This window comes from Lysobacter sp. 1R34A (assembly GCF_051217035.1).
Taxonomy (GTDB): Bacteria; Pseudomonadota; Gammaproteobacteria; order Xanthomonadales; family Xanthomonadaceae; genus Lysobacter.
Genome location: NZ_JBPKJP010000009.1, coordinates 25,025 through 51,380, shown reverse-complemented (window position 1 = coordinate 51,380; position 26,356 = coordinate 25,025). Strand labels below are relative to the sequence as shown.

13 protein-coding genes are annotated in these 26,356 nt (G+C 68.7%); 10 read left to right on the top strand and 3 right to left on the bottom strand.

Annotation, left to right across the window (positions count from 1 at the left end):
- Positions 1-303 precede the first annotated feature (303 nt).
- The 8 genes from ACSAMQ_RS04915 (at position 304) to ACSAMQ_RS04880 (ending at position 19,843) form a co-directional block, all read left to right on the top strand.
- On the top strand, positions 304-1,242 hold the full coding sequence (locus tag ACSAMQ_RS04915) for a DUF6929 family protein (protein ID WP_435394577.1): 939 nt from the start codon (positions 304-306) through the stop codon (positions 1,240-1,242).
- Between the two features lie 73 nt (positions 1,243-1,315).
- The gene (locus ACSAMQ_RS04910) at positions 1,316-1,684 is read left to right on the top strand and encodes a hypothetical protein (protein WP_435394576.1); all 369 of its coding nucleotides are present in this window, start codon (positions 1,316-1,318) and stop codon (positions 1,682-1,684) included.
- A gap of 452 nt (positions 1,685-2,136) precedes the next feature.
- Positions 2,137-14,868: an autotransporter-associated beta strand repeat-containing protein gene (locus tag ACSAMQ_RS04905; protein ID WP_435394575.1), complete on the top strand. Its 12,732-nt coding sequence runs from the start codon at positions 2,137-2,139 to the stop codon at positions 14,866-14,868.
- A 217-nt stretch (positions 14,869-15,085) separates the two neighbouring features.
- Positions 15,086-16,306, top strand: a complete 1,221-nt coding sequence (locus ACSAMQ_RS04900; RefSeq protein ID WP_435394574.1) for a helix-turn-helix domain-containing protein — start codon at positions 15,086-15,088, stop codon at positions 16,304-16,306.
- Positions 16,307-16,352: 46 nt separating this feature from the next.
- The gene (locus ACSAMQ_RS04895; RefSeq protein WP_435394573.1) at positions 16,353-17,030 is read left to right on the top strand and encodes a Vgb family protein; all 678 of its coding nucleotides are present in this window, start codon (positions 16,353-16,355) and stop codon (positions 17,028-17,030) included.
- Positions 17,031-17,324: 294 nt separating this feature from the next.
- Positions 17,325-18,101: a DUF899 domain-containing protein gene (locus tag ACSAMQ_RS04890; protein ID WP_435394572.1), complete on the top strand. Its 777-nt coding sequence runs from the start codon at positions 17,325-17,327 to the stop codon at positions 18,099-18,101.
- Positions 18,102-18,161: 60 nt separating this feature from the next.
- Entirely contained in the window at positions 18,162-18,785 is a 624-nt protein-coding gene (locus ACSAMQ_RS04885) for a hypothetical protein (protein WP_435394571.1), read from the top strand.
- A gap of 239 nt (positions 18,786-19,024) precedes the next feature.
- On the top strand, positions 19,025-19,843 hold the full coding sequence (locus ACSAMQ_RS04880; protein WP_435394570.1) for a hypothetical protein: 819 nt from the start codon (positions 19,025-19,027) through the stop codon (positions 19,841-19,843).
- Positions 19,844-20,248: 405 nt separating this feature from the next.
- On the opposite strand, the gene ACSAMQ_RS04875 is transcribed toward ACSAMQ_RS04880, so the two are convergent.
- The gene (locus tag ACSAMQ_RS04875) at positions 20,249-20,755 is read right to left on the bottom strand and encodes a hypothetical protein (protein ID WP_435394569.1); all 507 of its coding nucleotides are present in this window, start codon (positions 20,753-20,755) and stop codon (positions 20,249-20,251) included.
- Positions 20,756-21,044: 289 nt separating this feature from the next.
- Here ACSAMQ_RS04875 and ACSAMQ_RS04870 point away from each other — a divergent pair, with 289 nt between their 5' ends.
- Positions 21,045-21,584: a hypothetical protein gene (locus ACSAMQ_RS04870; RefSeq protein WP_435394568.1), complete on the top strand. Its 540-nt coding sequence runs from the start codon at positions 21,045-21,047 to the stop codon at positions 21,582-21,584.
- Between the two features lie 170 nt (positions 21,585-21,754).
- Here the strand turns inward: ACSAMQ_RS04870 and ACSAMQ_RS04865 are convergent, their stop codons facing one another.
- Together ACSAMQ_RS04865 and glsA are read right to left on the bottom strand one after the other, a co-directional pair.
- A complete protein-coding gene (locus ACSAMQ_RS04865) occupies positions 21,755-22,561 on the bottom strand; it encodes a MipA/OmpV family protein (RefSeq protein WP_435394567.1) in 807 nt (268 codons plus the stop codon).
- A 369-nt stretch (positions 22,562-22,930) separates the two neighbouring features.
- Positions 22,931-23,986 (bottom strand): glutaminase A, encoded by a 1,056-nt coding sequence (gene glsA, locus ACSAMQ_RS04860; protein WP_435394566.1) that lies wholly within the window; start codon positions 23,984-23,986, stop codon positions 22,931-22,933.
- A gap of 1,178 nt (positions 23,987-25,164) precedes the next feature.
- On the opposite strand from glsA, the gene ACSAMQ_RS04855 reads away from it, so the two are divergent.
- Positions 25,165-26,307 carry a M23 family metallopeptidase gene (locus ACSAMQ_RS04855; protein ID WP_435394565.1) on the top strand — a complete coding sequence of 381 codons (1,143 nt, stop codon included), beginning with the start codon at positions 25,165-25,167 and terminating at the stop codon, positions 26,305-26,307.
- The last annotated feature ends 49 nt before the right edge of the window (positions 26,308-26,356 follow it).

The following is a 26,356-nucleotide window of genomic DNA, read 5'->3' as shown; positions in this document are numbered from 1 at the left end:
ATGGGGCTCTATGGAGCCCCATTTTCTTTTCCGGCAGATCGCTTGCGACCGAAAGCAGCTTCACAAGCCTCGGTTTTCCCGCTATGTCGAGGCATCATCCGGCAACCGAAGCCGATCCCGGATTGATCGGATCCCGATAGGCTCGAGCGTGGTTGAGGCGTGCGCGGACCGGCGACGCCTGGCTTCAAGCAGATGCATCGGCCCAGCGACGTATCATGGCCGTTACGTGTCGGGGCATCGGCCCAGCCACGACCGCCCACGACCTGAGTGGACATAATGCGAGACCCTGCACTGCCTCCGGCAATGATCCTGACGACGCCGGTTCGCTCCCTGGAAATCGACCCGGCCTCGCATCCCCGGGGGCAGCCGCACATCAGCTCGGCCAGCGGCCTGGCGATCGTGGGCGATTGGTTCTATATCGTGGCCGACGACGAGAACCACCTGATCGCTTTGCGTAGCGACGATGTAGAAGTCGGAGCATTGCGGATGCTGCCCCTGCTGGAGGCGCCGCTGCCGGCAGATCCCGCGGAGCGGAAACGCCGGAAGAGGGACCTGGAGGCGCTGTTCCCTGTGCCGGGGGACGAAGACCGTTCGCCGATGTTGGTCGCCTGGGGTTCCGGCTCGCGGGCGCAACGCGACTTCGCCTACGTGGTCGGCCTCAGCGCCAACGGCAGCCTTGCCGGCGCCGCGCGAGCGGTTTCCCTGACCCGATTGCACGACGTGCTGCGCCGTCATGTCGGAGAACTCAACATCGAGGCCGGGTTGGTAAAGGGCGAGGACTTGTACTTGTTCAGCCGGGCCAACCGCAGCGCGCCGGTAAACGGATGCTTTCGCCTCGACCTGGACCTGGCGATCGGTTTTCTGTTGGCCGGTGAGAGCGCTGCAGAGGTGCCCCCGGTGCGCTTCACCGAACTCGATCTGGGCCGAATCGGCGAAGTGCCTCTCGGCATCACCGATGCGACTGCTCTCGAGGACGGCGGTTGGCTGCTCAGCGCCGTGGCGGAAGATGCCTCGAACGCCTACGACGACGGCCGGTGCGCCGGGGCCGTGTTGGCGGCCTGCGACCCGAGCGGCAAGGTGATATGGACGGGACAGTTGGACGGCGGCGTCAAGGTGGAGGGCATTGCTTTCGATGAGCAGGGCGCGCTCTGGCTGACGACCGATGCCGACGACCCCGGCGTGCCGTCGGGGCTCCGTCGTCTGCGATGGCCTCCGCCCGGGTACGGCCCGCAGGCTGGTTAGTCGACCGACGAGATCGCGGATGCCTGGCAGGATGGCGCCATGCGCGGCTTACCCTGGCCCAAGGTGCAATGGAATGTTCAAGGTCCTCCTCGCCACGCTCTTCTACTTGGCCAGCTGCGCCGTCGTGTTCGCGGTACACGTGGTCGCCTCCGGTGTGCTGGCCAGCTACGGCTCGGCCTATCCAGCGTCTCTCCGGAGCCAGATACCTGTGTTCTCGGTCGCGGCCGTCTCGCTGATGCAGAACAGCGCCCTGCTGTGCTTCGGCGCGCTGTTCGTGTCGGGCGCGCTGGCGCTATCGGCCCTGCTTCGCGCGCCGTCGCGCGAGTCGAAGTTGTATTGGGTTTCTTCCCTGGCCATCGTCAACTACCACGTCGGCATTTTCCTGCTTGGGGCCGTGGCGGTCGGTTTCTTCTGGTTGCCGAAGCTCGCCAGTAGCCTCTGACGGATCGTCCGTATCGATGCCGTCGCGGTTCGACTCGCCGGGAACCGGCTTGCCTGGCGTCGACTGTTTCGCTATCCGATGCTCACCGAAACTCACGCTTCCTCACTGCCGCAATACGTGGTCGAGGAAGGCGTCACTGCCGCTTGCGACTTGGCCGTTCTCGGGTGTAGAACCTCGCCAAGGGGTCGATAGTGCATGCATTGGGGAGCGGCGCTATTTCAGTGTCGAAATCAGATGCGAGTCCCGAGGCCGAACTGCTCTGTCTTGTTCGCCGCGCGTCGCTTCCGGTCGGCGCACGCAATTAGCCGCAATCAGCCGTATTGGACCGCCTCCTTGCACAGCCCGCGACCGCTTTATCCAGCACCTCGGCATTGCCTGCATCCGAAGAGTCATCACCGACGTATCCCAAAGGCTTCGCCGTCAGGCATGCGCGACTTCACACGGAGAAACACATGAATCGCATTTTCCGCATCCTCTGGTCGCAGGCGCTGAACTCGTGGGTGGTCGTTTCCGAACTCGCCACCTCGCGCGGCAAAGGCGGCGGCGGGGTCGACAAGCGAAAGGGTGCGAGCACGCTGGCGTTGACGCTCGACCGAGACCAGGTCGAAGGCACGCCGCCGGCCTGCAGCTGGCCGTTGCGACTGGGCATGTTCTTCGCGTTGCTGTCGCCGTATGCGACGACACAGGCGGCGGACCGGCACTGGGACGTCAACCGTACCTCGATCGGCCTGGGCGGCACCGGCATCTGGGATGCGGGGAATGCTTTCTGGAGTACCAACAACGATGGCGTGAGCGGCCCCTACAGCGTGTGGAACAACGCGGCCCTGGACGACGCTTTCTTCGGCGGCACCGCCGGCACCGTCACCCTGGGCGGGCCCATCACCGTCCACAACATGACGTTCCAGACCAGCGGCTACACAATCACCGGTAACACCCTGACCCTGGGCGGGGTCAACCCGACCATCTCGGTCTCGGGTACGGCCACCATCGCCTCGACGATCAACAGCACCAGCGGACTGACCAAGGCCGGTACCGGCACGCTGATCCTGTCGGGCAACAACAGTTTCGGCGGCGGCATGACCGTCAACGCAGGCGCGCTCAACGTGAGCGGCACCAACAGCTTCGTCGGCGACATCAATATCAATGGCGCGCTGACCGCCACGGGCGCCGCCGGTCTCGGGGCCGCGACCAACAACATCAACGTCACCGGGTCGTTGAACATCGGTACCGTCGGAGGCACCCTCGCGGGGCGCACGGTGACGCTCACCGGAGCCACGAGCATTCAGGGCGGCGGCGTCGGCGGCGCCTTCTATACCGGCACCGGCAGCCTCTTCGTGGCCGACGTCAATACACTCAATAACGACGCCAACAACTACACCGGCACGACCGGCGCCAATCGCGGCCTGTCGTTCACGTCCGTGCGCAACTTGGGAGAGGCGAGTGCCCTGGGCGCGCCCACCACGGTCGCCAACGGCACCATCTCCCTGTCGAATCCGCTCAATTCGAGCGCCACCCACTCGTATATCGGCGACGGCGATACGTCGAATCGCAACTGGCTCATCAACTCCATCGACAACCGCTCGGCGGGGCTCGCCAACGCCGGCACCGGCACGCTGACCCTGACCGGCAATATCCAGTCCGCAGGCGGTACGGCGGGGCTCTCCGCGCAAACGGCCGACCTGGAGCTGCTGGGCGTCATCTCCGGCGGTCGAGTCGCACTCGCGGCGAATGCCGGGCGGACCATCACTCTCGGTACCGCCAACACGAACGCCGGCGTCAACATCGCCGGCGCGGGGACCGTCAGGGCCAGCACGATCGGGAATACCGGCGTCGCCAGTTCGCTGGGCATTGGTGCCACCAGCATCGGCAGCAACGGCACGCTGAGCTATACCGGCGCCGCCGCCAGCAGCGACCGTGCCTGGACCATCACCCAAGGCACCCTGGCCAACAACGGCAACGGCGCCTTGACGCTCACGGGCCCGACGACCATCGGCGGCACCGCCACCCTGGGCGGCGCCTTCACAGGCGGCGCCAACGTACTCGCCGGGGTCGTGTCCGGTGGCGGCAACCTGCGCAGCGCCGGTGCCGGCACATGGGTGCTCACCGGCGCCAATACCTATACCGGCAGCACCATCGTCGACAGCGGCGTACTGCGCGCGGGTTCGGCCGGGGCCTTCGGCGCGTCCACCAGCTTCGTCGTCAACGGCGGCACGCTCGACATGAACGGGTTCGACAAGACGCTGCCCAACCTCACCGGCAGCGGCGGCACGGTGGCACTGGGCAGCGCCATCCTGACCTTGCAGGGCGCGAGCGGGGGCACCGGCACCTACGCCGGCAGCATCACCGGCAACGGCGGCCTGACCAAGCTGGGCGCCAGCACCCAGACCCTGACCGGCGCCAGCACCTACACCGGCGACACCACCATCGGCGGCGGCATCCTCGCTCTGGACTTCAGCCCTGCCGGCGGCCCCGGCAGCGGCATCATCGGCAGCGGTTCCACCCTCAACCTGGGCGGCGGCCGGCTCAACATCATCGGCGCCAACGGCGAAAGCAACAGCCAAACCTTCGACGGCCTGAACATCACCGGCAGCAACAACACCATCGATGCCAGGTCCGGTGTCGGCGGCAGTCTCACCGTCAACCTGGGCGCCATCACCCGCACCGGGGGACTGATCAACTTCAACCTGCCCACCAGCGGCAACATCACCACCACCAACACCGTGCTGGGCGGCTGGGCCACGGTCAACGGCACCGACTATGCCAAGGTGGTCGGCGGCAACATCGCCGCCTTCGTCGATGCCGACTACACCGACAAGGACAACGCCGCCAATTGGCTGGCCAACGAATACATCACCGACGTGAACGGCTTCTTCGGCGCGGTGAGCGGCAGCGTCCAACTGGCCGGCCTGCGCTACACCGCGCCGACCTCGACCACCGTGACGGTGAACCCGGGCGAGACCCTGGGCGTGGACGGCACCATCATCGTGGCGCCCACGGTGGTGAACACCAATCAGCTGATCACCGGCGGGATGATCACAGGCCCGGTCGGCGGCGCATTGGGCGTGCAGCAGAACAGCACCGGCAACTTCACCATCGCCTCGCAGATCGTCGACAACGGCGGCAGCATCGGCTTCATCAAGGCAGGCACCGGCCTGGTCACCCTGGCCGGCACCGACAATACCTACACCGGCGCCACCCAGGTGGTGCAGGGCACGCTGGCGGTCGCCGACATCGGCAACGGCGGCGCCGCCAGCGGCATCGGCGCCTCGTCGGCCGATCCGGCCAACCTGCGCCTGGAAGGCGCCACCTTGCGCTACACGGGCCCAGGCGATAGCAGCGATCGCGGTTTCACCTTCACCAGATCCGGCGCGATCGTCGGCTCCGGGGTCGAAGTCACCAATGCCGGCGCCAATCTGATCTTCGGCGGGCTGGTCACCAGCCCCGACGCCGCCAACTTCACCAAGAGCGGCGCCGGCACTCTGACCCTGTCCAACGACAGCAACGACTTCACCGGCATCACCACCGTCAGCGGAGGCCTGCTGTCGGTCGACACGCTGGCCAACGGCGGCGTGGCCAGCGGCATCGGCGCGGCCGCCAGTGCATCGGCCAACCTCGTCCTCGCCGGCGGCGGCCTGCAGTACACCGGCGGCACGGTGAGCATCGACCGCGGTTTCACCGTAGGCGCCGGCAACGGCTCCGTCGAGGTCGGCAACGGCGCGACGACCCTGACCGTCAGCGGCGCGGTAGTCGGCAGCGGTCGGCTGACCAAGAACGGCGACGGCACCCTGGTGCTGTCCGGCGCCAACACCTACGGCGGAGGCAACACGGTCAACCGCGGCATTCTGCGTGCCGGCTCGACCCAGGCGTTCGGCGCGGCCAACGGACCGATGACCCTGACCAACACGGCAGGCGTGCTGCTAGATCTGGACGGATTCAACAACGGCATCGGTCCGCTGAGCGGCGGCGGCGCCAACGGCGGCAACATCACCCTCGACGCCGGCACCCTGACGATCAACGGCGACGGCGGCAACTACTCGGGCACCATCAGCGGCACCGGCGGCCTCACCCGCGCCGGCGGCGGCAGCCAGACTTTCAATGGCTGCAACAACACCTACACCGGCCCCACCAGCCTGCAGGGCGCCACCTTAAGCGTGGACTGCCTGGCCAACGGCGGGATCGTCAGCGGCATCGGCGCCTCGGGCAGCGCTCCCACCAACCTGGTCTTCAACAGCGGCGGTTTGAGCTACACCGGTGGCAGCGTCACCACCGATCGCGGCTTTCAGCTTGCCGGCGGCAACAGCTCGATCAACGTGACCAACGCCGCCACCACGCTGCAGTTCACCGGCCAGATCATCGGCGCAGGCGCCATGACGAAAGCCGGCGCGGGCACCCTGGTCCTGTCCGGCACAAACACCTCCACCGGCAATACCCAGGTCACGGGGGGAATACTGCGCGCGGCCACGAACAATGCCTTTGGCCCCCAAGGGTTCATGACCTTGAGCAACACCGCGGGGGTGCTGCTGGATCTGGCCGGCTTCGACACGACGGTGACCGCGCTCAACGGCGGCGGCACCACCGGCGGAAACATCATCCTGGGCGACGCCGTGCTGACCCTCACCAACGGCGGCAGCAGCTACGCCGGAGCCATCAGCGGCACCGGCAGCTTGATCAAGAACGGCGGCGGCGAACAGGCGCTCACCGGCTGCAACAGCAGCTACACCGGCCCCACGGTCATCAACGCCGGCACCCTGACCGTCACTTGCCTGGGCAATGGCGGCGTCGCCAGTTCGATCGGCGCCTCCGGTTCCGCGCCCACCAATCTGACGATCAACGGTACCTTGCGTTACGTCGGCACCGGCGCCAGCACCGATCGCCAATTCACCCTGGGGACAAGCGGCGGCGCCATCGACTCGTCCGGCACCGGCACCGTCACCTTCGCCCATACCGGTCCGGTGACCCTGGCCGGCGCCAACACCGCGCGCACCCTGACCCTGACCGGCGCCAACACCGGCGACAACGTGTTCTCCGCGCAACTGGACAACAACGGCACCGGCGCCACCTCGCTGACCAAGGCCGGCACCGGCACCTGGCGCCTGACCAACAACAACAGCACCTACACCGGCGTCACCACCATCAATGGCGGCGTGCTCAGCGTCGACCAGATGGCCAACGGCGGCGTCGCCAGCAGCATGGGCGCCTCGTCCAATGCCGCCTCCAACCTGGTGATCGGCAACAGCTCGACCTTGCGCTACACCGGTGCGGGCGACAGCACCGACCGATTGTTCACGCTCACCTCCGGTGTCAGCTTCATCGAGTCTTCGGGCACCGGCGCGATCCAGTTCACCAACACCGGCGCGGTCGTGCTGTCGGGCACCAACACCGCGCGCACCCTCGCGCTCGGCGGCACCAACACCGGCGCCAACACCTTCGGCGGCACGATCGGCGACAACGGCACCGGTCGGACCACCTTGGCCAAGAACGACAGCGGCAACTGGATACTCACCGGCAACAACACCTTCACCGGCAATACCGTCATCAACGACGGCAACCTGACGGTCGGCAACGGCGGCACCACCGGCAATGTCGGCGCGGGCGATGTGATCGTGGATTCGCCCACCTCCACGCTGACGCTCAATCGCAGCGACACCCTTACTCTCACCGGTACGCTGAGCGGTCCCGGCACGCTGGCGCAGATCGGCACCGGCACCAGCGTATTGACCTCGCCGTTCAACAGCATCGGTGCGACCACGATCAGCGCCGGCACGCTGCAGCTGACGGGCGGGCTGACGACGCCGACCGTCGCGATGACCGGAACCTCCGCATTGGCGGTAACCGGAGCCGGTTCGCTGACAGGGCCCAATGGAACCCGGACCGCGATCACCGGCGATTCGGGCAACCAGACCATCACGATGGCCGGCACCGGTGTGTTCACGGCCCAGGGCGATCTCGGCGACGGCAGCGATACCTTCAACCTGAGCGGCGGATACAGCGGCGGCGTCCTGGGCCTGGGGGCCGGCGACGATACCCTGGTCATGAACGACGGCGCGGTGATCGGCTCCGGCGCCAGCATCGATGCCGGCACCGGCAGCGCCGACAATCTGGTCTTCAACAATGCCGTCGCCCGCAGCTTCGACGGTTCGGGCACGGCCGGTTTCGAAATGCTGACCAAGCAGAACACCGGCGTGCTGACCCTGACCGGCAGCCAGGCCTTCAGTGCAGGCACCGCCATCCAGGGCGGCACCCTGGATGTCGATGGCGTGCTGGATACGCCGAGCATGGCGATGTCCGCGGGCACCACCTTGAATGTGGGCGGCACCGTGCAGGCGGCCGGTGGCGCTGCGACGGCGATCACCGGCGACGCCGGCGTCAATACCGTGCTGATCGGTGCCGGCGCGATATTGAACGGCAACGGCGACCTCGGAGCGGGCAGCGATGTCGTGATGCTGGGCGGCACCTTGAACTCCGGCGCGACCGCATTGAGCCTGGGCGGCGACGACGATACCTTCACCCTGACCGACGGCGCGGTGCTCGGCGGCGCAGGCATCGAAGGCGGTGTCGGCGGCAGCGATCTGTTGGTGATCGACAATGCTCTGGACCTGACCTTCGACGGCGGCACCACGGCCGGGTTCGAACGTCTGTCCAAGCAAAATGCCGGCACCGCCACCATGACCGGCAGCCAGAGCTTCAGCGACGGCGCCGCCATCGACGGCGGTACGCTCAACGTGGCCGGCGCGCTGGAAACCCCGACCGTGGCCTTGGCCGACGGGACGACGCTGTCGGTCGAAGGCTCGGTGCAGGCGGCGTTCGGGACGACCACGGCGATCACCGGCAGCGCCGGCGCGAACACCGTGCTCGTGGCCGCGGGCGGCGCCTTGCTCGCCGGCGGCAGTCTGGGCGACGGCGGCGATGTACTCGATGTGGCCGGCAGTCTGGATACGGGCGCGGGCGCGTTCGACCTGGGCGCCGGCGACGACACCTTGACCATCCACGACGGCACCAACATCGTCGGTACGGTCGTGGCCGGCGCGGGCAACGACACCTTCAACACCGACATCGCGACCGTCGCCGACCTCGGCGCGGTGCAGGGCTTCGAGACCCTGAGCAAGTCCGGCGCCGGCGTGCTCAACGTCAACGGCCCCTTGAGTTCCGACTTCACCGCGGTCGACGTATCGGCCGGCATCTTGAACATCGGTGCGGGCGGCAGCGTCAACGCGGCCCCGGGTAATGTCCTCACCACTACGGTCGGCGCGGGCGCGACCTTGAACGTCGACGGAAGTTACGGCTGCGGCGCCGACAACGACAGCATGACCGTGTCCGGCACCGTATCGGGCAGCGGCACCATCGATCTATGCGGCGGCGACGATACCTTGACCCTCAACGACGGCGCGGTGCTGAACGCGGTCGTCAGCGGCGGCACCGGCGCCGGCGACACCCTGGTGCTGAACAACGCCGGTGCATTGTCCTTCGACGGCGGCGACACGAGCAACTTCGAAGTGCTGCAAAAAACCAACTCCGGTGTGGCGACCGTGACCGGAGCGTCGAGCTTCGTCGCCGGAACCGCCATTCTGGGCGGCACCCTGGACGTGGACGGTTCCCTGGAAACGCCGGTGGTCAGCCTGGCCGACAGCACCGTGCTCAACATCGACGGCTCGTTGCAAGCGGCCGGCGCGACGACCGCAACCCTCACCGGCAGCACCGGCACGAACACCGTCAGTGTCGGCGCCGGCGGCAGTCTGCTGGCGAGCGGCGATCTCGGCGACGGCAACGACATCCTCGATGTGGCCGGCCGCCTGGACACCGGCCCCGGCGTGTTCGATCTCGGCGCCGGCGACGACATCCTGACCATCCACGACGGCACCCGCATCGTCGGGACGGTCGTGGCCGGCGCGGGCAACGACACCTTCAACACCCATATCGCCACCGTCGCCGACCTCGGCGCGGTGCAAGGCTTCGAGACCCTCGCCAAGAGCGGAGCCGGCGTGCTCAACCTCAACGGCCCGCTGAGCTCGGACTTCACCGCCGTCGATGTGCAGGCCGGCGTCTTGAACGTGACCGCATCGGGCAGCGTCACTCCGGCACCGGGCGGCAGCCTGGCCACCAACGTAGCCAGCGGCGCGACCTTGAACGTCGACGGCAGCTATAACGGCGGCAGCAACGCCGATACCTTCACCGTCGCAGGCACGGTCAGCGGCAGCGGCGCCATCGACCTGGGCGACGGCGACGACACCCTGACCTTGAACGACGGTGCGGTGCTGGCCAACGCGATCAGCGGTGGAGCAGGGTCGGGCGACGCCCTGCTGCTCAACAACGCCGGTGCCTTCACTTTAGACGCCGCCGACACCAGCGACTTCGAACTGCTGCAAAAGAACAATACCGGCGAGGCGACCCTGACCGGCACGCAGAGCTTCGCCGGCGGCACCGCCTTGAACGGCGGCACGCTCACCGTTGCCGGCAGTCTGGACACGCCGACCCTGACGATGGCCGATGCGACCACGCTCAACGTCGTCGGCAGCGTGCAAGGCGCAGGAGGCGTCGCGGCGGCCATCGCCGGCAGCGCCGGCAGCAACACCGTCACCATCGCCGCGGGCGCGAGCCTGCTCGCCGAAGGCGGCCTGGGCGACGGCAGCGATGTTCTCGATGTCGCCGGCCGCCTCGACACCGGGGCGGGGATATTCGACCTGGGCGCGGGCGACGACACCCTGGGCATTCACGACGGCACCAACCTCGTCGGCACGGTCGCGGCCGGTGCCGGCACCGATCTGTTGAACGCAAACATCGCGACGAGCGCCGATCTCGGCGCGGTGCAGGGCTTCGAGACCCTCAGCAAGACCGGCGCCGGCGCCCTCAACGTCAACGGACCGGCGGGTTCCGATTTCGTCACCGTCGATGTGCTCGCCGGCAGCTTGAACGTCGGCGCCGCCGGCAGCGTGGTCGCACAGAACACCAGCATCGCTGGCGGTGCGGCCCTGAACCTGGACGGCAGCTACTCGGGCACCGCCGGCAACGACCGCTTCACCGTCGCCGGTACGGTCGCCGGCAACGGCGCGCTGCACCTGCTCGACGGCGACGACACGTTCACGATCCAGGACGGCGCCGATCTGTCCGGATTGAGCAATGCCGTCGACGGCGGCACCGGTGCCGACACCTTCGTCGCCGATCTGGCCGGCACGGCGACCCTGGGCGGGGCGATCAACTTCGAGACCCTGACCAAGACCAATACCGGCACCCTGCACGTCGAGGGCCCGGCCGCATCGGCCTTCACCACCGTCAACGTCGATGGCGGCACGCTCGACATCGGTACCGGCGGCAGCATCAGCGGCGTCAACACCGCCACCGTAGCCGCTGGCGCGAGCCTGATCGTCGACGGCACCTTCGGTTTCACCGCGGGCGCGGACAGTTTCACCGTGGCCGGCCACATCAGCGGCTCGAGCGTCATCGACATGCTCGACGGCGACGACCATCTGACCCTGCAGGACGGCGCCGACATGAGCGGCCTGGCCACGCCGATCGACGGCGGTGCCGGCATCGACACGCTGACCGCCGACTTCGCCGGCAACGCGACCCTGGGCGGTGCGATCAACTTCGAGACCCTGACCAAGACCAACATCGGCACCTTGAACATCGATGGCCCGGCCGCATCGGCCTTCACCACCGTCAACGTCGGCGGCGGCGCCCTCGACATCGGCGCCGCCGGCCGCATCGACGGTGCAGTCGCCACCACCGTGGCCAACGGCGCCACCTTGAACGTCGACGGCAGCTACACCGGTTCGGCCGGCGCCGACACGATGAACGTCTCCGGCACGGTCGCCGGCGGCGGTACGATCGACCTGGCCGTGGGCGACGATACGCTCACGCTCAACGACGGCGCGGTATTGAACAACGTCATCGACGGCGGCGGTCACGGCACCGGCGATACGGTCGTGCTCAATAACGCCAGCGCGCTGAGCTTCGATGCCGGCAACACGGTCAATTTCGAGTTCCTGCAGAAGGACAACGCCGGCACCGCGACCCTGACCGGCACTCAGAGCTTCAGCGGCGGCACCACGCTCAACGGCGGCGAGCTGGCCATCGCCGGCGCGCTGAGCACGCCGACCGTGGCGATGAGCGACGGCACCACCCTGAGCGTCGACGGCAGCCTGAACGCAGGGGCGGGCATCGCCGCCGCGATCACCGGCAGCGGCGGCGTCAACACGGTGACCATCAACGGTTCGGCTTTGGCCAGCGGCAACCTCGGCGCGGGCGAGGACGTGCTCGACGTGGCCGGCACCCTGGACACGTTGGGCGGCACGTTCGTCCTCGGCGACGGCGACGACAGCTTCGTCGTCCACGACGGCACCAGCGTGCTCGGCACCATCGACGGCGGCGCCGGTCTGGACACGCGCGTCTACGACATCAACCTGAGCGCGAATCTGGGCTCGCTGGCCAGTTTCGAAGGCGTCACCAAGACCGGCACCGGCGTGCTCAACGTCACCGGCCCCGGCGCGACCGACCTGCAGGAAGTCAGCGTGCTCGGCGGCACCCTGAACATCGGTCCGGCCGGCAGCGTGGTCGCGACCGCGGGCAGTTCGCTGGCCACGGTGGTCGGCACCGGCGCGACCTTGAACGTCGACGGCAGTTTCGGCTGCGGCGCCGCCAACGACACGATGAGCGTGTCGGGCACCGTGTCCGGCAGCGGCACCATCGATCTGTGCGGCGGCGAAGACGTGCTGACCCTCGGCGACGGCGCCGTGCTCAACGCCGTCGTCAGCGGCGGCGCGCACGGCAGCGGCGACACGGTGGTGCTCGACACCGCCAATGCCTTCAGCTTCGATGCCGGCAACACGATCAATTTCGAGTTCCTGCAGAAGGACAACGCCGGCGAGGCGACCCTGACCGGCACCCAGAGCTTCAGCGGCGGCACCGCCCTCAACGGCGGCACCCTGAGCGTGGCCGGCACCCTGCAGACGCCGACCTTGGCGATGGCCGACGGCACCACCTTGGCGATCGACGGCCGCGTGCAAGGCCTCGCCGCGGGCCAGGCCGTGTTGACCGGCAGCGCCGGCACCAACACCGTCGAAGTGGCCGCTGGCGCGAGCTTGCTCGCTTCCGGCGACCTCGGCGACGGCGACGATGTGTTCGACCTCGCCGGCACGCTCGACACCGGCAGCGGCGCGTTCGCGCTCGGCGCCGGCGACGATCGCTTCATCGTCCACGAAACCACCATCGCGACCGGCACGGTCGAGGGCGGCCTCGGCAACGACACGCTCGAGGCCAATATCGGCGGCGGCTTCAACGTGCCGCTCGGCAGCATGCTCGGCTTCGAATCGCTGGCCAAGTCCGGCGCCGGTGCGCTGCAGATCAACGGGCCGTCGGCGTTCATCGACGTCGAGGTGATCGGCGGCCTGCTCGAAGTCACCGCCGCCGGCAGCGTGTCCGCGCAGAACACTACAGTGGCCGCCGGCGCGACCCTGAAGGCCACCGGCCTCTACAGCGGCACCGCCGGCAACGACCGCTTCGGCTCCGCGGGCACCGTGATCGGCCGCTTCGAATTCGGCGCCGGCAACGACAGCGCCGATTTCCGCGGCGGCGACCTTAGCGGCCTGACCCGTTTCGACGGCGGCGCCGGCGGCGAGGATCGGGTGAACTTCCACGGCATGACCCTGGACCAGAGCGACGTGGGCGCACTGTCCAACTGGGAGCGCGTGGACCTGCTCACCGGTACGCGCCTGACCCTGAGCGCGCCGTTGAACCTGACCGGCGGCTTGCTGTCGATCGACGGCACTTCGCAACTGATCGGCATGAACGGCGCGGCCCTGACCGGCAGCGTGGCCAATTCGGGGCTGATCAGCGTCGGCGGCGCCCGTTTCGGCATCAGCGGCAACTACACCGGTGGCGGCGCGCTGGCGCTGACGGTATCGCCGGGCGGCCAGAGCTCGGGCGGTTTGGACATCGGCGGCGACGTCGTGGGCAACACCGCGGTGACCTTCCTCGGCGACGGCAGCGAGACCCCGCAACAGCCGGCCTCGATCCGGGTGATTTCGGCGCCGAACGACAGCGCCGCGACCGCAGGCGACTTCACCGCCGCCGGCGCGAGCGACGGCGTGGTGCGCTTGAACGGCAGCGTGTTTCCGTGGACCTTCGACCGCCAGGGCGATGGCTGGTATCTCAACACCGAGGCCAGCGACATCCTGCCGGAGATCGGCGGCTACGCGGTATTGCCGAGCATCGGTGCCGCGCTGGTCCAGGAGAACAACCGCCTGCTGTTCGAACGCATGGCCGGCGTGCGCGGCGACACCCCGCGCTGCGGCTCGCACGACGACGAGATGGAGCGCGCTTACTGGTCGCTGGAGGGGGATTGCCACGGCTTCTGGGTGGCGGCCACCGGCAGCGAGCTGGAGACGGGCGCCAATCCGGGCTTCGCCTTCAGCGGCGACACGCTCGGCCTGTACGTCGGCGTCGACGCGCAGCTGCAGGATCGCGAAACCCGCACCCTGCGCGGCGGCGTGTTCGTTGCGTTCCAGCACGGCAACTACTGGGCCAGCGGCGCCAATTCGACCGATCTGCAAGGCATCGGCGAGGCCAACGTGCGCGTCGATACGCCGATGGTCGGTATGTACGGCAGCGTCAGCTGGAAGCGCGGTACCTACCTCGACATGACCCTGGTCGGCCAATTGCCGGAGGCGACCATCGCTGTCGCCGACGGCTTCAAGGAAAAGATCGGCGGCAACAGCCTGACCGCGAGCGCGCAGCTCGGCCATCGCTTTCACTTGAGCAACGGCTGGACCGTCGAGCCGCAAGTCAACCTTAGCGCCAGCGCGATGCAGTGGGAGGACGAGCTCGACAGCGGCGGCAAGCAGTTGGCGATGGACGACGATTTGTTGGGCACGGCGCGAGTGGCCGTCCGCGCCGACAGGCTGTTCGAGACCGCGAGCGGTGCGCAAATACGTCCGTGGGCGACGCTTGGCGTGCAGGACACCGTGGGTGAGAAGGAGAACGCTCTGGTCGTCATGCCGCCCACGGCCGCCGGCGAGGCCCAAGCGTTTCCGAACCACGAGCTGGGTGTGATGGCGACCGTCGATGTGGGCGTTGAAGCCGAGTTGGGCGAATCCGTCAGCTTGTTCGGCGTGTTGTCCTACGGCGAGAGCCTGGACGGCAGCGATGCCAGGCAGCGCCAGGCCAACCTGGGCGTGAGGGTGCGTTGGTGAGATAGGCGAGCGCGTCGGGGTCCGTGCCGGGCACGGAAGCAACCCCAGCCCGGCCGGCCAGCCGACCGTCGGTGGCGGCTTGAGTGACTGGACGCGCATGGCCGCCGGTGTCGACATGGTCCGACCGCGCCGGCACTGCGGTGGAAGTCCGGCCGGGCGGCGCCGTGTTGTCGGCCCGGGGCAGGATGCCGGGACGCAGGCACGGTAGCCTAGGCCGATGGACTCCCTGATCGCCGCCTGCGCTCGTGCCCTCGCCGCCGGCGATGCGCTAGGTGCGCTCAAGCGCGTGGCGTTGCGCGAGGACCCGCCGGCGCTGGCGTTGCGCGGCATCGCCATGGCCCAGCTCGGGGAGCATCCGCGCGCGCGCGAACTGTTGCGGCGCGCGGTGCGCGGTTTCGGCCGGCATGAGGAATTGGCCCGGGCGCGCTGCGTCGTGGCCGAGGCCGAGGTGGCGCTGGCGATGCGCGATCTCGGCGGGACGCCGCGGGCCTTGATCGCCGCGGCGGCGACCCTGGAGGCGCGCGCCGATCGCGCCAATGCCTGGCAAGCGTGGTTGATCGCGGCGCGCCGTTGGCTGCTGCTCGGGCGGCTCGACGAGGCCGCGGCCGCGCTGGCCAGGCTCGACGCGCAGCCGCTGCCGCCGTCGCTGACGGCGATGGCCGAGCTGACCTCGGCCGAGCTGTCCCTGCGTTCGCTGCACACCGAGGTCGCGCGCGCGGCGCTCGATCGCGCCCAGACGGCGGCCATTCGCGCCGGCGTGCCGGCCTTGCTGGCCGAGGTGACCGAGGCGAGGCGGGCACTGGATCGTCCCGCCGCGCGTCGGCTTGGCGTCGACGGCGAGCAAGCGCTGCGCCTCGACGAAGTCGCGGCGCTGTTGCAGTCGAACACGCTGGTGGTCGACGCCTGCCGCCGCGGCATCCGCGCCGGCGGCGCGTGGCAAGCGCTGACGCGGCGGCCGGTGTTGTTCGGCTTGGCGCTGGCGCTCGCCGAAGCCTGGCCGGGGGACGTCGAGCGAGAAGTGTTGATCGAACGCGTATTCCATACCCGCCGTCCCGACGAGACTCACCGCGCGCGGCTGCGGGTCGAGATCGGCCGGCTGCGTTCGCTGGTTCGCGGTTTTGCGCAGATCGAGGCGAGCGCGCGCGGCTTCGTGCTCAAGCCGCTGGAGAAACGCGACGTGGCGGTGCTGGCGCCGCCGATCGACGGCGAGCAGGCTTCGCTGCTGGCGCTGCTCTCGGACGGCGCGGCCTGGTCGACTTCGGCTTTGTCGCTGGCGTTGGCGGCGAGCCAACGCACGGTCCAGCGCGCGCTCGCCGAGCTAGAAGCCGACGGGCGGGTGCGCTCGATCGGCCGCGCGCGGGCGCAGCGCTGGCTGGCGCCGCCGCTGGCCGGATTCACGACGATCTTGTTACTCCCCGCTGCGTTGCCGATTGAATAGAGTCGTTTCACGGCGCCGATCCGGGTTGCGCCAAGAGGAGTCAGGCATGAACAGCAAGACCCACCCAGACCATTCCAAGATCGCCACGCATACCGCCGAGATCGTGCGCGAATACGGCCCGTTCGGCGGTTCCGACCGCGTCGGCGGCGTGACCCACGACGGCCGCCGGGTGTGGGCGGCCACCGGGCGCAAACTGGTCGCATTCGACCCCGCGAGCGGCGAGCCGATGGATTCGCTCGACCTCGCCTGCGATGCCGGCACCGCCTTCGACGGCACCTATCTGTACCAGATCGCCGAAGCGCGCATCGACAAGATCGAGCCCGCCACCGGCAAGGTCGTCGCTTCGATTCCGGCGCCGGGCAACGGCGGCGATTCCGGGCTCACCTGGGCCGAAGGCAGCCTGTGGGTGGGGCAGTACCGCGATCGCAAGATCCACCAGGTCGATCCGCAAACCGGCGCGGTGATCCGCTCGATCGAGTCCAATCGTTTCGTCACCGGCGTGACCTGGGTCGACGGCGAGCTGTGGCACGCCACCTGGGAAGGCGACGACAGCGAACTCCGCCGCATCGATCCCGCCGACGGCACGGTGCTGGAGCGCCTGGAAATGCCGCCGGGCATCAACGTCAGCGGGCTCGAATCCGATGGCGCCGACCTGTTCTATTGCGGCGGCGGGGGCAGCGGAAAAGTCCGCGCGGTGCGCCGTCCGAGACGCGCCGCGGCCTGATCGCAGGCCAAGGCCGCCGTCGCTAGCGGCGGCGGATCGCGGCGGCATCGTTCGCTCGGTCGGTCTTGATTGGCCGACCGCGGCCGAGCCGATGGTATTGCGGCCTCGCGCCGCGAACTCGGCGCTGCGAACGCAACGAACGAACCAACAAAACGAACTCTACGAGCAGGGCGGACGCGCGCCGCTGTCGGCGGACGCTTTCGCCTCGGCCACCGAGTACTGAATGCACCCATCGCCTTGAGGCGAGCGGTGCCTCGACCGAAACCAATGGCCCTTCGAGCCTGGGAGCACAGCATGAATACCCTCACTGCCGAACTGAACGCCCTGCATCATCCCGTCGTGTCCAGGGACCGCTGGATAGCCGAGCGCCTGAAATTGCTGGCGCGCGAAAAGGAGCTGACCCGCCTCGGCGACGAGATCGCCAGCGCACGCCGCGCATTGCCCTGGGTACGCATCGACAAGGACTATGTGTTCGATACCCTGCAAGGCCCGCGCCGACTGGCCGAACTGTTCGACGGCCGCCGCCAATTGCTGGTACAGCACTTCATGTTCGCACCCGGTTGGGAGCAGGGTTGCAAGAGCTGTTCCTACATGGCCGATCACAACGACGGCGCCAACCCGCACTTGGCGCAACGCGATGTCACCCTGCTGGTGGTGTCGCGCGCGCCGCTGGCCGATATCGAACGTTTCCGCCAACGCATGGGCTGGCGTTTCAACTGGGTGTCGTCGCATGGCAGCGACTTCAACCGCGATTTCGGCGTCGGTTTCTCCGCCGACGAAATCGCCCGCGGCGAAGTGCCCTACAACTACACCGTGCAGCCGTTCCCGCACGTGGAAGCGCCCGGCATCAGCGTGTTCTACCAGGACGAGGCGGGCGCGGTCTTCCACACTTATTCGCGATTCGGGCGCGGCGTGGAAGTGATGATGGGCGCGTATCCGCTGATCGATCTCACGCCCAAGGGCCGCAACGAAGACGCGTTGAGCTACCCGATGGAATGGGTGCGGCATCACGACCGCTACGAGCCGGCGACGATGCCGGCGACCGGCTCGTGCTGCCAGAGCCACGACTGAGCCCGGTCCGACCGAACCCGGTTCGGCTGGTCAGGTCCGCTCCGCTTCGAGGAAAGCCCCATGACGAGTCTATGGCCGTGGTTCGCGGTGGCCGGTCTCGGCGCCCTGCACGGGCTGAGCCCGGCGACCGGCTGGATGTTCGCCGCCGCTTGCGGGGTGCGCGACCGGACCCAGGTCTGGCGTACGCTGCTGCCGATCGCGATCGGACACGTCCTGTCGATCGCGATCGTGGCCTATGCATTCGCGCAAGGCCTGCAGATGGCGCGTGCGCAAGTGCAGGGCGTCGCCGGCGCCTTGCTGATGGGCGTGGCCGCTTACCGGTGCTTGCGTGGCGCCAGGCCGTCCGCAATGCAGCGCGCGGACACCGGCCGCGCCGGCATCACGCTGTGGTCGTTCCTGATGGCGAGCGCGCACGGCAGCGGCTTGATGCTGGTGCCGGCCTTGGTGCCGATGTGCCTGTCCGGCAGCCCGGCGCGTGAGATCACCGCGTCGGGCTCGTTGCTCCTGGCATTCGCCGCCGTCGCCGTGCACATGGCGGCGACCTTGGCCACTACCGGGGTAATCGCCGCGGCCGTATCGCGCGGCATCGCCGCGCAGGTCCATCGCTTGAGCGGCGCCGCGGCGAGGAGGGTATGGACCGCCGTGTTGGCCCTTACCGGCTTGGTGTTGATGGCATTGCGCTGATGCGCGCACCGCGCGCGTCGCCTCTGATGTAGCGGCCGTTGCGCCGCATCGATTTCACAGCGCGACGGAGCCGGCGTTCTACCAAGCGAGCCCGTGCCGTCGTACGACTCCGTATTCCAGTCCTTGCGAGGGCACGGTGCGATGGCGGCCGCTTCGGACCGCCGCGTACCGCCCAAAGCGATGCGTCCTGTGCGGCATCCGGTTTCGATCCCGATTCCACGACCCGACAGGTAGCCATCATGAGCAGAATCGTCTATACCGGCGCGCCGAACAATCCGCGCTGGAGCACCAACCAGCCGATCTTCCTGGGCGCGCAGTACCAGGCCGGGCCGGTCGCGGTCCGGCAGATCGCCAATTTCGGCGCATCGGCCGTGGCCGCCATCCTCGGCCCCGACCTGATCATGCCGGGGCAGCAGGGCAACAACGTACCGAACGCGGTCGGTGCGCCCTGGGATCAGTTGCTGGTCGGCGGGCCGGCGTTGACCTTCACCCAGGACAATACCAACACCTGGATCCGCGGCCACATGGTCAACGGCCGTTGGGGCGGCCCCGGCAACGCCTGGCAGAACCTGGTGCCGCTCACCACCGGAGCGAACGCCAACCACGCTACGGTCGAGGCCTACATGGAAGCTTTCCTGGCCGCCAGCTACGCGTACGAAACCAGCGGCAACGGTCAGCACGATGCCTGGTACGGCCTGTACTACTGCGTGCAGAGTTCGGCGAATCCGTTCTCGGACGCCGCCACGACCAACAACCAGAACCTGTACTCGTACGCGCCTGAGTTCATCCGCATCCTCTGGCGTGCGGTGAGGATCCTGAAGCCGGTCAATGTATCGACGGCGACTGCCGCGGCGAACATCGGTACCTATCCGATGAACGCGGTCGCGGCGTTTCCCCCGGGCTTCGTGGTGCCGCCGTTGCCGAATGCGATGAACGGCACGGCGACGCTGCCGCCCGGTAACGCCGCCGGCGGCGCGGTGCTCGGCGCGCTCCCGGGCAATTTCCCCGCCGCGCAGGCGAACGGATTCGATGGCGGCATCGAAGTCCACCAGAACTGAGTCCATCGGCGTGCGAAGGCGGCGATCGCTGCGTGCGCGGGCGATCCCGCAAACGTGAAACACAGCCGGTCAGGACGGCGCATGCGATGCGATGCCATGCGCTGCACCGCGGGCAAGTTTCCGTTCGCGCAAGCGAAGGTCTGCGATGGCGGGATAGGAGCCGCCAAGCCTGCTCTGCCGAGATTGGTCTGCCGAGATTGATCTGCCGGGACGATCAGCCGAGACCGTCGCCGCGGCGGAGCGGGCGCGGACGATCGACTCGGAGATGCCGCAGGTGGCAGCGAAACCCGAACGGCGCCGTGACCCGCGAACGTCGGCAACGCGGAGCGCGGAACCGGTAGCGCCGCGCAGGCCGCCTGCGATCGACGCCGGCGGCCCAGGCGCGGCGGCCCGTACCCGGTCCGCTCACTTCTTCTTTTTCTTCTTCGCCTTCGTCTTGCCCTTGGCGGCCTTGGCCTTCTTCTGCGCCGCCTGCTTGGCGCGCACGCTTTCGATCTCGGCCGGCAGCTCGCGCTGCAGCAGGGCGAGAAACTCGGTCACCGGCGGACTGTCGATCGGCTTGCCGTCGAGCGTCGTCGCAGTGACCCGGGTGGTGGTGCGCTTGATCGTGTCCGACAACAGCACCGACTTGGTCAGCGCCATGAACGCGACCCCGCGATAGCGCAGGCTGTACAGATCCATCATCTGCGCCCGGCCGTCGTATTCGACGCCCTGCGTGCGGACCGCGATCTGGCCGAGCGCGTTCCAGGTATCGAGCTTGTCGGCCTCGATCAGGAACTCGCCGGGCGTGACGCTCGGCGGCAACGGCGCTTCGATCGGCAGGGTCTTCTCCGGCGCGCGTTGCTCGGGGCCCGTGCGGCAGCCGGCCAGCAGCAACGCGAGCAGGCACAGGCAGGCGAATTTTCTCGACATGGCGTGGTACCCATGGAAGCAGGGATCCTGTTTACGCCTTTCTGTGTGAATGCGAAGACATTCGTTGGCAGGCCGGGCAGGGGCGATGCGAGCCTAATCGATCGGCGGCCGCGGTGCCGCAGGGCGTATGGGCGATGGCGATCTCGACGGCTGTGTGGCGCCTCGCCGGCGCACGACCGGCTGTTATGATCCGCGCGGGGATGCGGGCGTTTGCAACGAGGATGCACGGGCGTGAGCCCGGCCTGCAGCATGGCCGCCCCGGGCCGGGATTCCTCCAACGAGAGACGGTATGAGCAGGGATGTTCTGTTTTGTTTGATCTGGTTCGTTGCCGCCACGGTGTCCCCGTGCGCGTTGGCGCAGGACCTTACCGATGCCGAGGGCCCCGAGGCGGCCGCTGCCGCCGCTGCCGCCGCCGAGTCGGCGCGGAACGCCGCGATCGCCGCGGCCGAAGCGGCCGTCGCCGCGTCTTACCCGAGCGTGCCCAAGTTGGACATCCGTTGGGATTGCGGCGAGTGCGAGCACAACGACAAGGTGCCGCCGTTGATCGAGCAGGCCTACGCCGCGCAGGCGGCCGGACATTCGATGAGCGTGTCGAAGACCGACGTGGCCGAGGTCGCGATCGTCGACATCCGTCAGCGTCCGCCCGGCGTGCGGGTGATGTTCGGCGTGATGGCCGGACGCGACCGGCTCGGGCTGCGGGTGCGGCACGACGGCGAGGAGTTCGAGGTCTCCGATACGTCGGCCAACATCGTCATGGGCCTCAATCACCTCTCGGCTTCGGTCGGCGAGAGCGTGTTCAAGAAACTGGCGAAGATCGCGGACGAGTAAGTCGCGGGCGCGGACACCGGTCGCCGAGTTTAGATCCCGATTCCCGAGTCCCCGAGTCCCCGAGTCCCCGAGTCCCGAGTCCCCGAGCCGACTCTTGTGCGAAGGGCTCCCTGGGGAGCCCTTCCATTCCGGCAGCATCCGGTAGTTGGGCGTTCCCGCAGCGGGCGCGCTCAGAAATTTCGCGACAGGCCCATGAATACGCTGCCGACGCCCTCGGTGCCGTCCTCGACCAGCGGGCTGTCCTGGATTTCGTCGGGCAGCACCTGATAGCTCAGGTTGGCGATGAATCGCCATTTCGTCGCGAAGGGCTTGGCGATCATGAGGCCGGCGTGCGGAATCGCGACGCTGCCGGGGCGGTAGCTGACCACGCCGCGGGCGATTTCTTCGTCGAGCGTGCCGTAGTAGTAATTGGCCAGGTCCTTGGACCAGACCGAGACGCCCACGCTGGGCGTGAACAGCATGCCGCCGGCCTGGAAGGGGTAGTTGTAGCTGACGTCGGCTTCGTAGCCGCCGCTCTTGTCGGCGATGTCGGCCTTCAGCGCCAGGGTGACTTCGCCCGCCGTGCCGCGCCAACTGGCCGCAAGGCCCGCATCGATGCTGTCGTCGCGGTCTTCGAGCAGGTCGCGGTCGATGCCGCGCTGCGCCAATGCCGCGGCGCCGAAGTCGTCGGCGTCCATCGCGTCGAGGCGGCCGGCGATGAAGCCGTCGAGGACGAAGCCGTCGCGCTTGAGCAAGTGGTAGCCGGCGTCGAGGCCGCGCCAGTAGAAACGTTCGCCTTCATAGCCGGCGAACGGGACCACCCGGCTGTGATTGCCTTCGCCGGCATAGATCTCGGTGCGGGCGCCGGCGGCGATGCCGACGCTCCAGCGCGAAGGCGGCACGTCGGCGCGTTCTTCGCCGTCTAGCGGGGATACCTGGGCGTACAGTCCGAACGGAAGCAGCAGCACGAGCGACGAAGCGATCCGGGCGATGCGCATGCGAGAAATCCTGGAGAGGAGTGGGGGGAGGCGCGGCGCGACAGGCCGAGCGCCGAGACCGTAGCGGCCCAGGGTTAAGACTTGTTTAAGCGCACCGCCTGGATACGCCGCAGTGTGGTCCGTGGGCGCGCAAACATTGCTCGGCGCGTACGCGATGCGGCTTCGCTGACGCATTGCTGCGCATGCCCTCGACGGCGCGTCGGGCACGCGCCAGGTGGCTCTGCGCTCGGCAGCCGTCGGAAACTTCGCGGTCGCGGCGGACCGGATGCAGCCGGCCCGATCCGAGGACGCGTCAGGCCGGCGCATTCGCGCAAGCCCGGCGAAACCAGGCGCGGCTGTGGCCGTCCCGAGTGCCCGGCGGTCGCGTGGTCAGTGCCCGGTTTCGAAGACGCCGGCGCCGACCAGGTCGCGGACGATCGATTCGATCGCCTGCTGGCCCTTGACCGAGTTGCCGGCGGCGTCGAGCGGCGGGGCGAAGGTGGCGATGGCGAACTTGCCCGGAGCGACCGCGACGATGCCGCCGCCGACGCCGGACTTGGCCGGCAGGCCGACGTTCCAGGTCCACGCGCCACTGGTTTCGTACAGGCCGGTGGTGGCCATGACCGCGAGCGTGCGCTCGGCGGTGTCGGCGCCGACGATGCGCTTGCCGGTGACTGGGTTGCGGCCGCCGCTGGCGAGGGTCGCGCCCATCACCGCGAGGTCCCGGGCGGTGACGTTGATCGAGCACTGGCGGGTGTAGAGGTCGAGCGCGACTTCCGGGTCGCCGTCGAGCGTGCCGTAGCCCTTGAGCAGGCGCGCGATCGCGCGATTGTGTTCGTTGCTGCTGGCTTCGGATTGATAGACGACGTCGTTGAGGCTGAGCTGGCGGCCGGCGTAGTCGTTCATCAGTTGCGAGATTGTCGCCCAGCGCCCCGCCGGTTCAGCCGGTTCGATCCAACTGTCGACGGCGATCGCCCCGGCGTTGACCAGCGGGTTCATTGCCGGCTTGGTCTGGGCGTGGGTTTCCAGAGCCAGGATGGAATTGAACGGCATGCCGGTCTGGTTGACGCCGATCTTGTCTTCGAGCCACTGCTCGCCTTTCTTCTCGATCACCCACGAGGCAGCGAAGGGCTTGGACACCGATTCGATCGCGAACTCGACGCCGGCGTCGCCGATCGTATAGACCTTGCCTTCCACCGTGACCACGGCGATGCCGAACAGGCCCGAAGGCACCTCGGCCAGGGCCGGAATGTAGTCGGCGTTCTTGCCCGCGGTGTTGTCCTTGGCCGCCGCATAGGCCTTGTCGACCGCGGCCTTGATCCGCGCCTGCGAGGGGATATCGCTCGCCGCCTGCGCCGACCACGGCACGGTCAGCAGGGCCAGCGCGCAGACGAGCGCGGTGCGGGTGCGGCGGGCGCGCGTGGCGGGACGGACGTAAGCGGTCATGCGGCTTCCTAGGGTTGAACGGGGGCATGCGGCAACCCGGCGCCGGCGGCTCGGTCGGTGCCTGGGCGGTGCGGAACGATGCGCCTCGAGCGGGCGGGGACGAACCAGGCCGCGCGGGTCCGGCACAGGGTAGTCGAAGCGGGCGGCGTTGGTGCGGCCGCCGATGAGGTCTCAGCGCGGCCGCGCTGGGCCGATCGCGGCGGCGCGCTCGCCCCGCCTCGTCGGGTCGGAGCGTTGTCGGCAGGTCGGCTCCCGTCTACGCGATCGCCGCCGCCGCGCGGCCCTGCTCCGGCGTCGACAGCATTTCCTTCTCGTAGCGCTGCCTCAGCCGATACAGGGGTTCGGCGATGTCGACGATTCGCGCATCGGTGTAGTGCGACGGCAGCAGCGGAATCGGGGTCGGAAAACGGGCGTCGGTGACCAGCAGGTGTCACCCATCGATACCGTCGACTATCGCAGGGTAGGACCGACGCGAGTCGCGACCGCGGGACGGATAGAAGCGCAACGCCGACGCCGCTCATCGAAGCGGCGTGCTTTCGCGAGAGTAGGAGCGATGCAAGTCGCGACCGCGCCGTCCGCTGTTGCGGTGTCTTTTACCGCAGAGCTGTAGAGCGACATCTAAAGCTTCCGTCCGCTGGCGCGGCCGGGTTACTTTCTTTCGCTGGCCCAAAAGAAACTAGCCAAAGAAAAGGCCTTCCTTGCAAGGGCACCAGCCCGCGCGATCGGTGCCGACGCAGGGATGCTCCAGACAGGCCCTCCATGGCCTGCTTGCGCACCGCCCGCATCCGTGCGGGCCGCCCTCCGGGTCTCGACCGGCAAAGCGACAAAGCAAAATCGACGGCGACGGCAACGCTGGGCACCCGGCATGCTCTTGGGTAGGAGCGGCGCAAGCCGCGCCCGCGAACTGCGGCGTGCCGCGCAGGCGATGCCGGGGAGATGAATGCGACCAGCGATGCGTACTTCCGCTCCTGGCCATCGCCCTCCACGAACACACCCGATACAAATCTAGGTCGAGAGTCATGCCCGTGCCGGGCGATCCGGCATGGGATGATGCCGCCACGCGACACGACGCATGCTGGACTGCCCATCTGCGTCGCGGCTTCGACCATGGCGCCCGCATCGGCAGGCCACCGCCTGCGCGAGCGCCACCGCCCCGGCTTTCGACAGGATTCCCCGCGATGTTGCGACCGCTCGCCCTTTGCCTTGCGCTGTCTTCCCTGCTCGCGTTGCCGGCGACCGCGCGCGCCGCGGACGCGAGCCTGGTCGATTCCTTCGACCTCACGGTGCCGCAGGCGCCGACGCCGGTGACGCAGGACGGCCGGCAGCGGCTGTATTACGAACTGCACCTGACCAGTTTCAACGAGGCCGAACTGGCGGTGGACGAACTGCGGGTGATCGACGACGCCAGCGGCGCGCTGATCCAGCGTTTCGGCGGCAAGGACCTGGCCGCCCGCTCCCGCGTCATCGGCCGGCCCGGCGCCAGCCTCGCCGCGTTGCGGCCGGGCGAGCGCGGCGTGGTCTATCTCGAACTCGACGTCGGCACTCGCGCGCCGCGCAAGCTGCGGCATGCGCTGGGGTTCCGCAGGCTCGCGGCGGAGGCGGCGAATTCGGTCGAAGGCGCGCGCGTCGAGGTCGGGCAGCCGGCCCCGCTATTGCTCGGTCCGCCCCTGCGCGGCGGCCCCTGGGTCGCGATCCATTCGCCGGACTGGCCGCGCGGCCATCGCCGCGTGTTCTACACCATGGACGGACGCGCGCGGCTGCCGGGCCGGCACGCGATCGATTGGGTGAAGGTCGACCCGTCCGGAAAAACCGTCGACGGCGATCCGGAACTGGTGGCGAGCAGCCTGGGCTACGGCGCCGAGGTGCTCGCGGTCGCCGACGCGCGGGTCGCGGCGGTGCGCGACGATGCGGTCGAGACCGCGCGCGTGGCCGACAACCCCAAGCACGATTTCGACGAGGCGCCCGGCAACTACGTCGTGCTGGCGCTCGCCGACGGCCGCTACGTCGCCTACGAACACTTGCAGCCGGGCAGCCTCAAGGTGCGCGTGGGCGACCCGGTGCGCCGCGGCCAGACCATCGCCGCGCTCGGTTTCACCGGCGACTCGACCGGCCCGCACCTGCATTTCCACGTCGCCGACGGCACCACGCCCTTGTCGTCGGAAGGCCTGCCCTACGGCCTGACCGGCTTTCGCCTGCTCGGGCGTTACGAAAGCCTCGACCGGCTCGGCAAGGCGCCCTGGCAGCCGCTCGCCGAAGGCGTCGCCGCCGAGCGCAAGGGCGAGCAGCCGGGCTCGAACACGGTGCTCGAATTCCCGCGTTGAAGCCTGTTCGCCCGTCGCGGGCGGTATCCTGACCGGCCTCGATCGGCGC

What these genes read in the sequence shown, in the direction of transcription:
- ACSAMQ_RS04915 (WP_435394577.1), top strand. Translation starts at nt 304, where the DNA reads ATGATCCTGACGACGCCGGTTCGCTCCCTGGAAATCGACCCGGCCTCG.
- glsA (WP_435394566.1), bottom strand. Translation starts at nt 23,986, where the DNA reads ATGACCGCTTACGTCCGTCCCGCCACGCGCGCCCGCCGCACCCGCACC.
- ACSAMQ_RS04885 (WP_435394571.1), top strand. Translation starts at nt 18,162, where the DNA reads ATGACGAGTCTATGGCCGTGGTTCGCGGTGGCCGGTCTCGGCGCCCTG.
- ACSAMQ_RS04900 (WP_435394574.1), top strand. Translation starts at nt 15,086, where the DNA reads ATGGACTCCCTGATCGCCGCCTGCGCTCGTGCCCTCGCCGCCGGCGAT.
- ACSAMQ_RS04855 (WP_435394565.1), top strand. Translation starts at nt 25,165, where the DNA reads ATGTTGCGACCGCTCGCCCTTTGCCTTGCGCTGTCTTCCCTGCTCGCG.
- ACSAMQ_RS04880 (WP_435394570.1), top strand. Translation starts at nt 19,025, where the DNA reads ATGAGCAGAATCGTCTATACCGGCGCGCCGAACAATCCGCGCTGGAGC.
- ACSAMQ_RS04870 (WP_435394568.1), top strand. Translation starts at nt 21,045, where the DNA reads ATGAGCAGGGATGTTCTGTTTTGTTTGATCTGGTTCGTTGCCGCCACG.
- ACSAMQ_RS04890 (WP_435394572.1), top strand. Translation starts at nt 17,325, where the DNA reads ATGAATACCCTCACTGCCGAACTGAACGCCCTGCATCATCCCGTCGTG.
- ACSAMQ_RS04895 (WP_435394573.1), top strand. Translation starts at nt 16,353, where the DNA reads ATGAACAGCAAGACCCACCCAGACCATTCCAAGATCGCCACGCATACC.
- ACSAMQ_RS04905 (WP_435394575.1), top strand. Translation starts at nt 2,137, where the DNA reads ATGAATCGCATTTTCCGCATCCTCTGGTCGCAGGCGCTGAACTCGTGG.
- ACSAMQ_RS04910 (WP_435394576.1), top strand. Translation starts at nt 1,316, where the DNA reads ATGTTCAAGGTCCTCCTCGCCACGCTCTTCTACTTGGCCAGCTGCGCC.
- ACSAMQ_RS04875 (WP_435394569.1), bottom strand. Translation starts at nt 20,755, where the DNA reads ATGTCGAGAAAATTCGCCTGCCTGTGCCTGCTCGCGTTGCTGCTGGCC.
- ACSAMQ_RS04865 (WP_435394567.1), bottom strand. Translation starts at nt 22,561, where the DNA reads ATGCGCATCGCCCGGATCGCTTCGTCGCTCGTGCTGCTGCTTCCGTTC.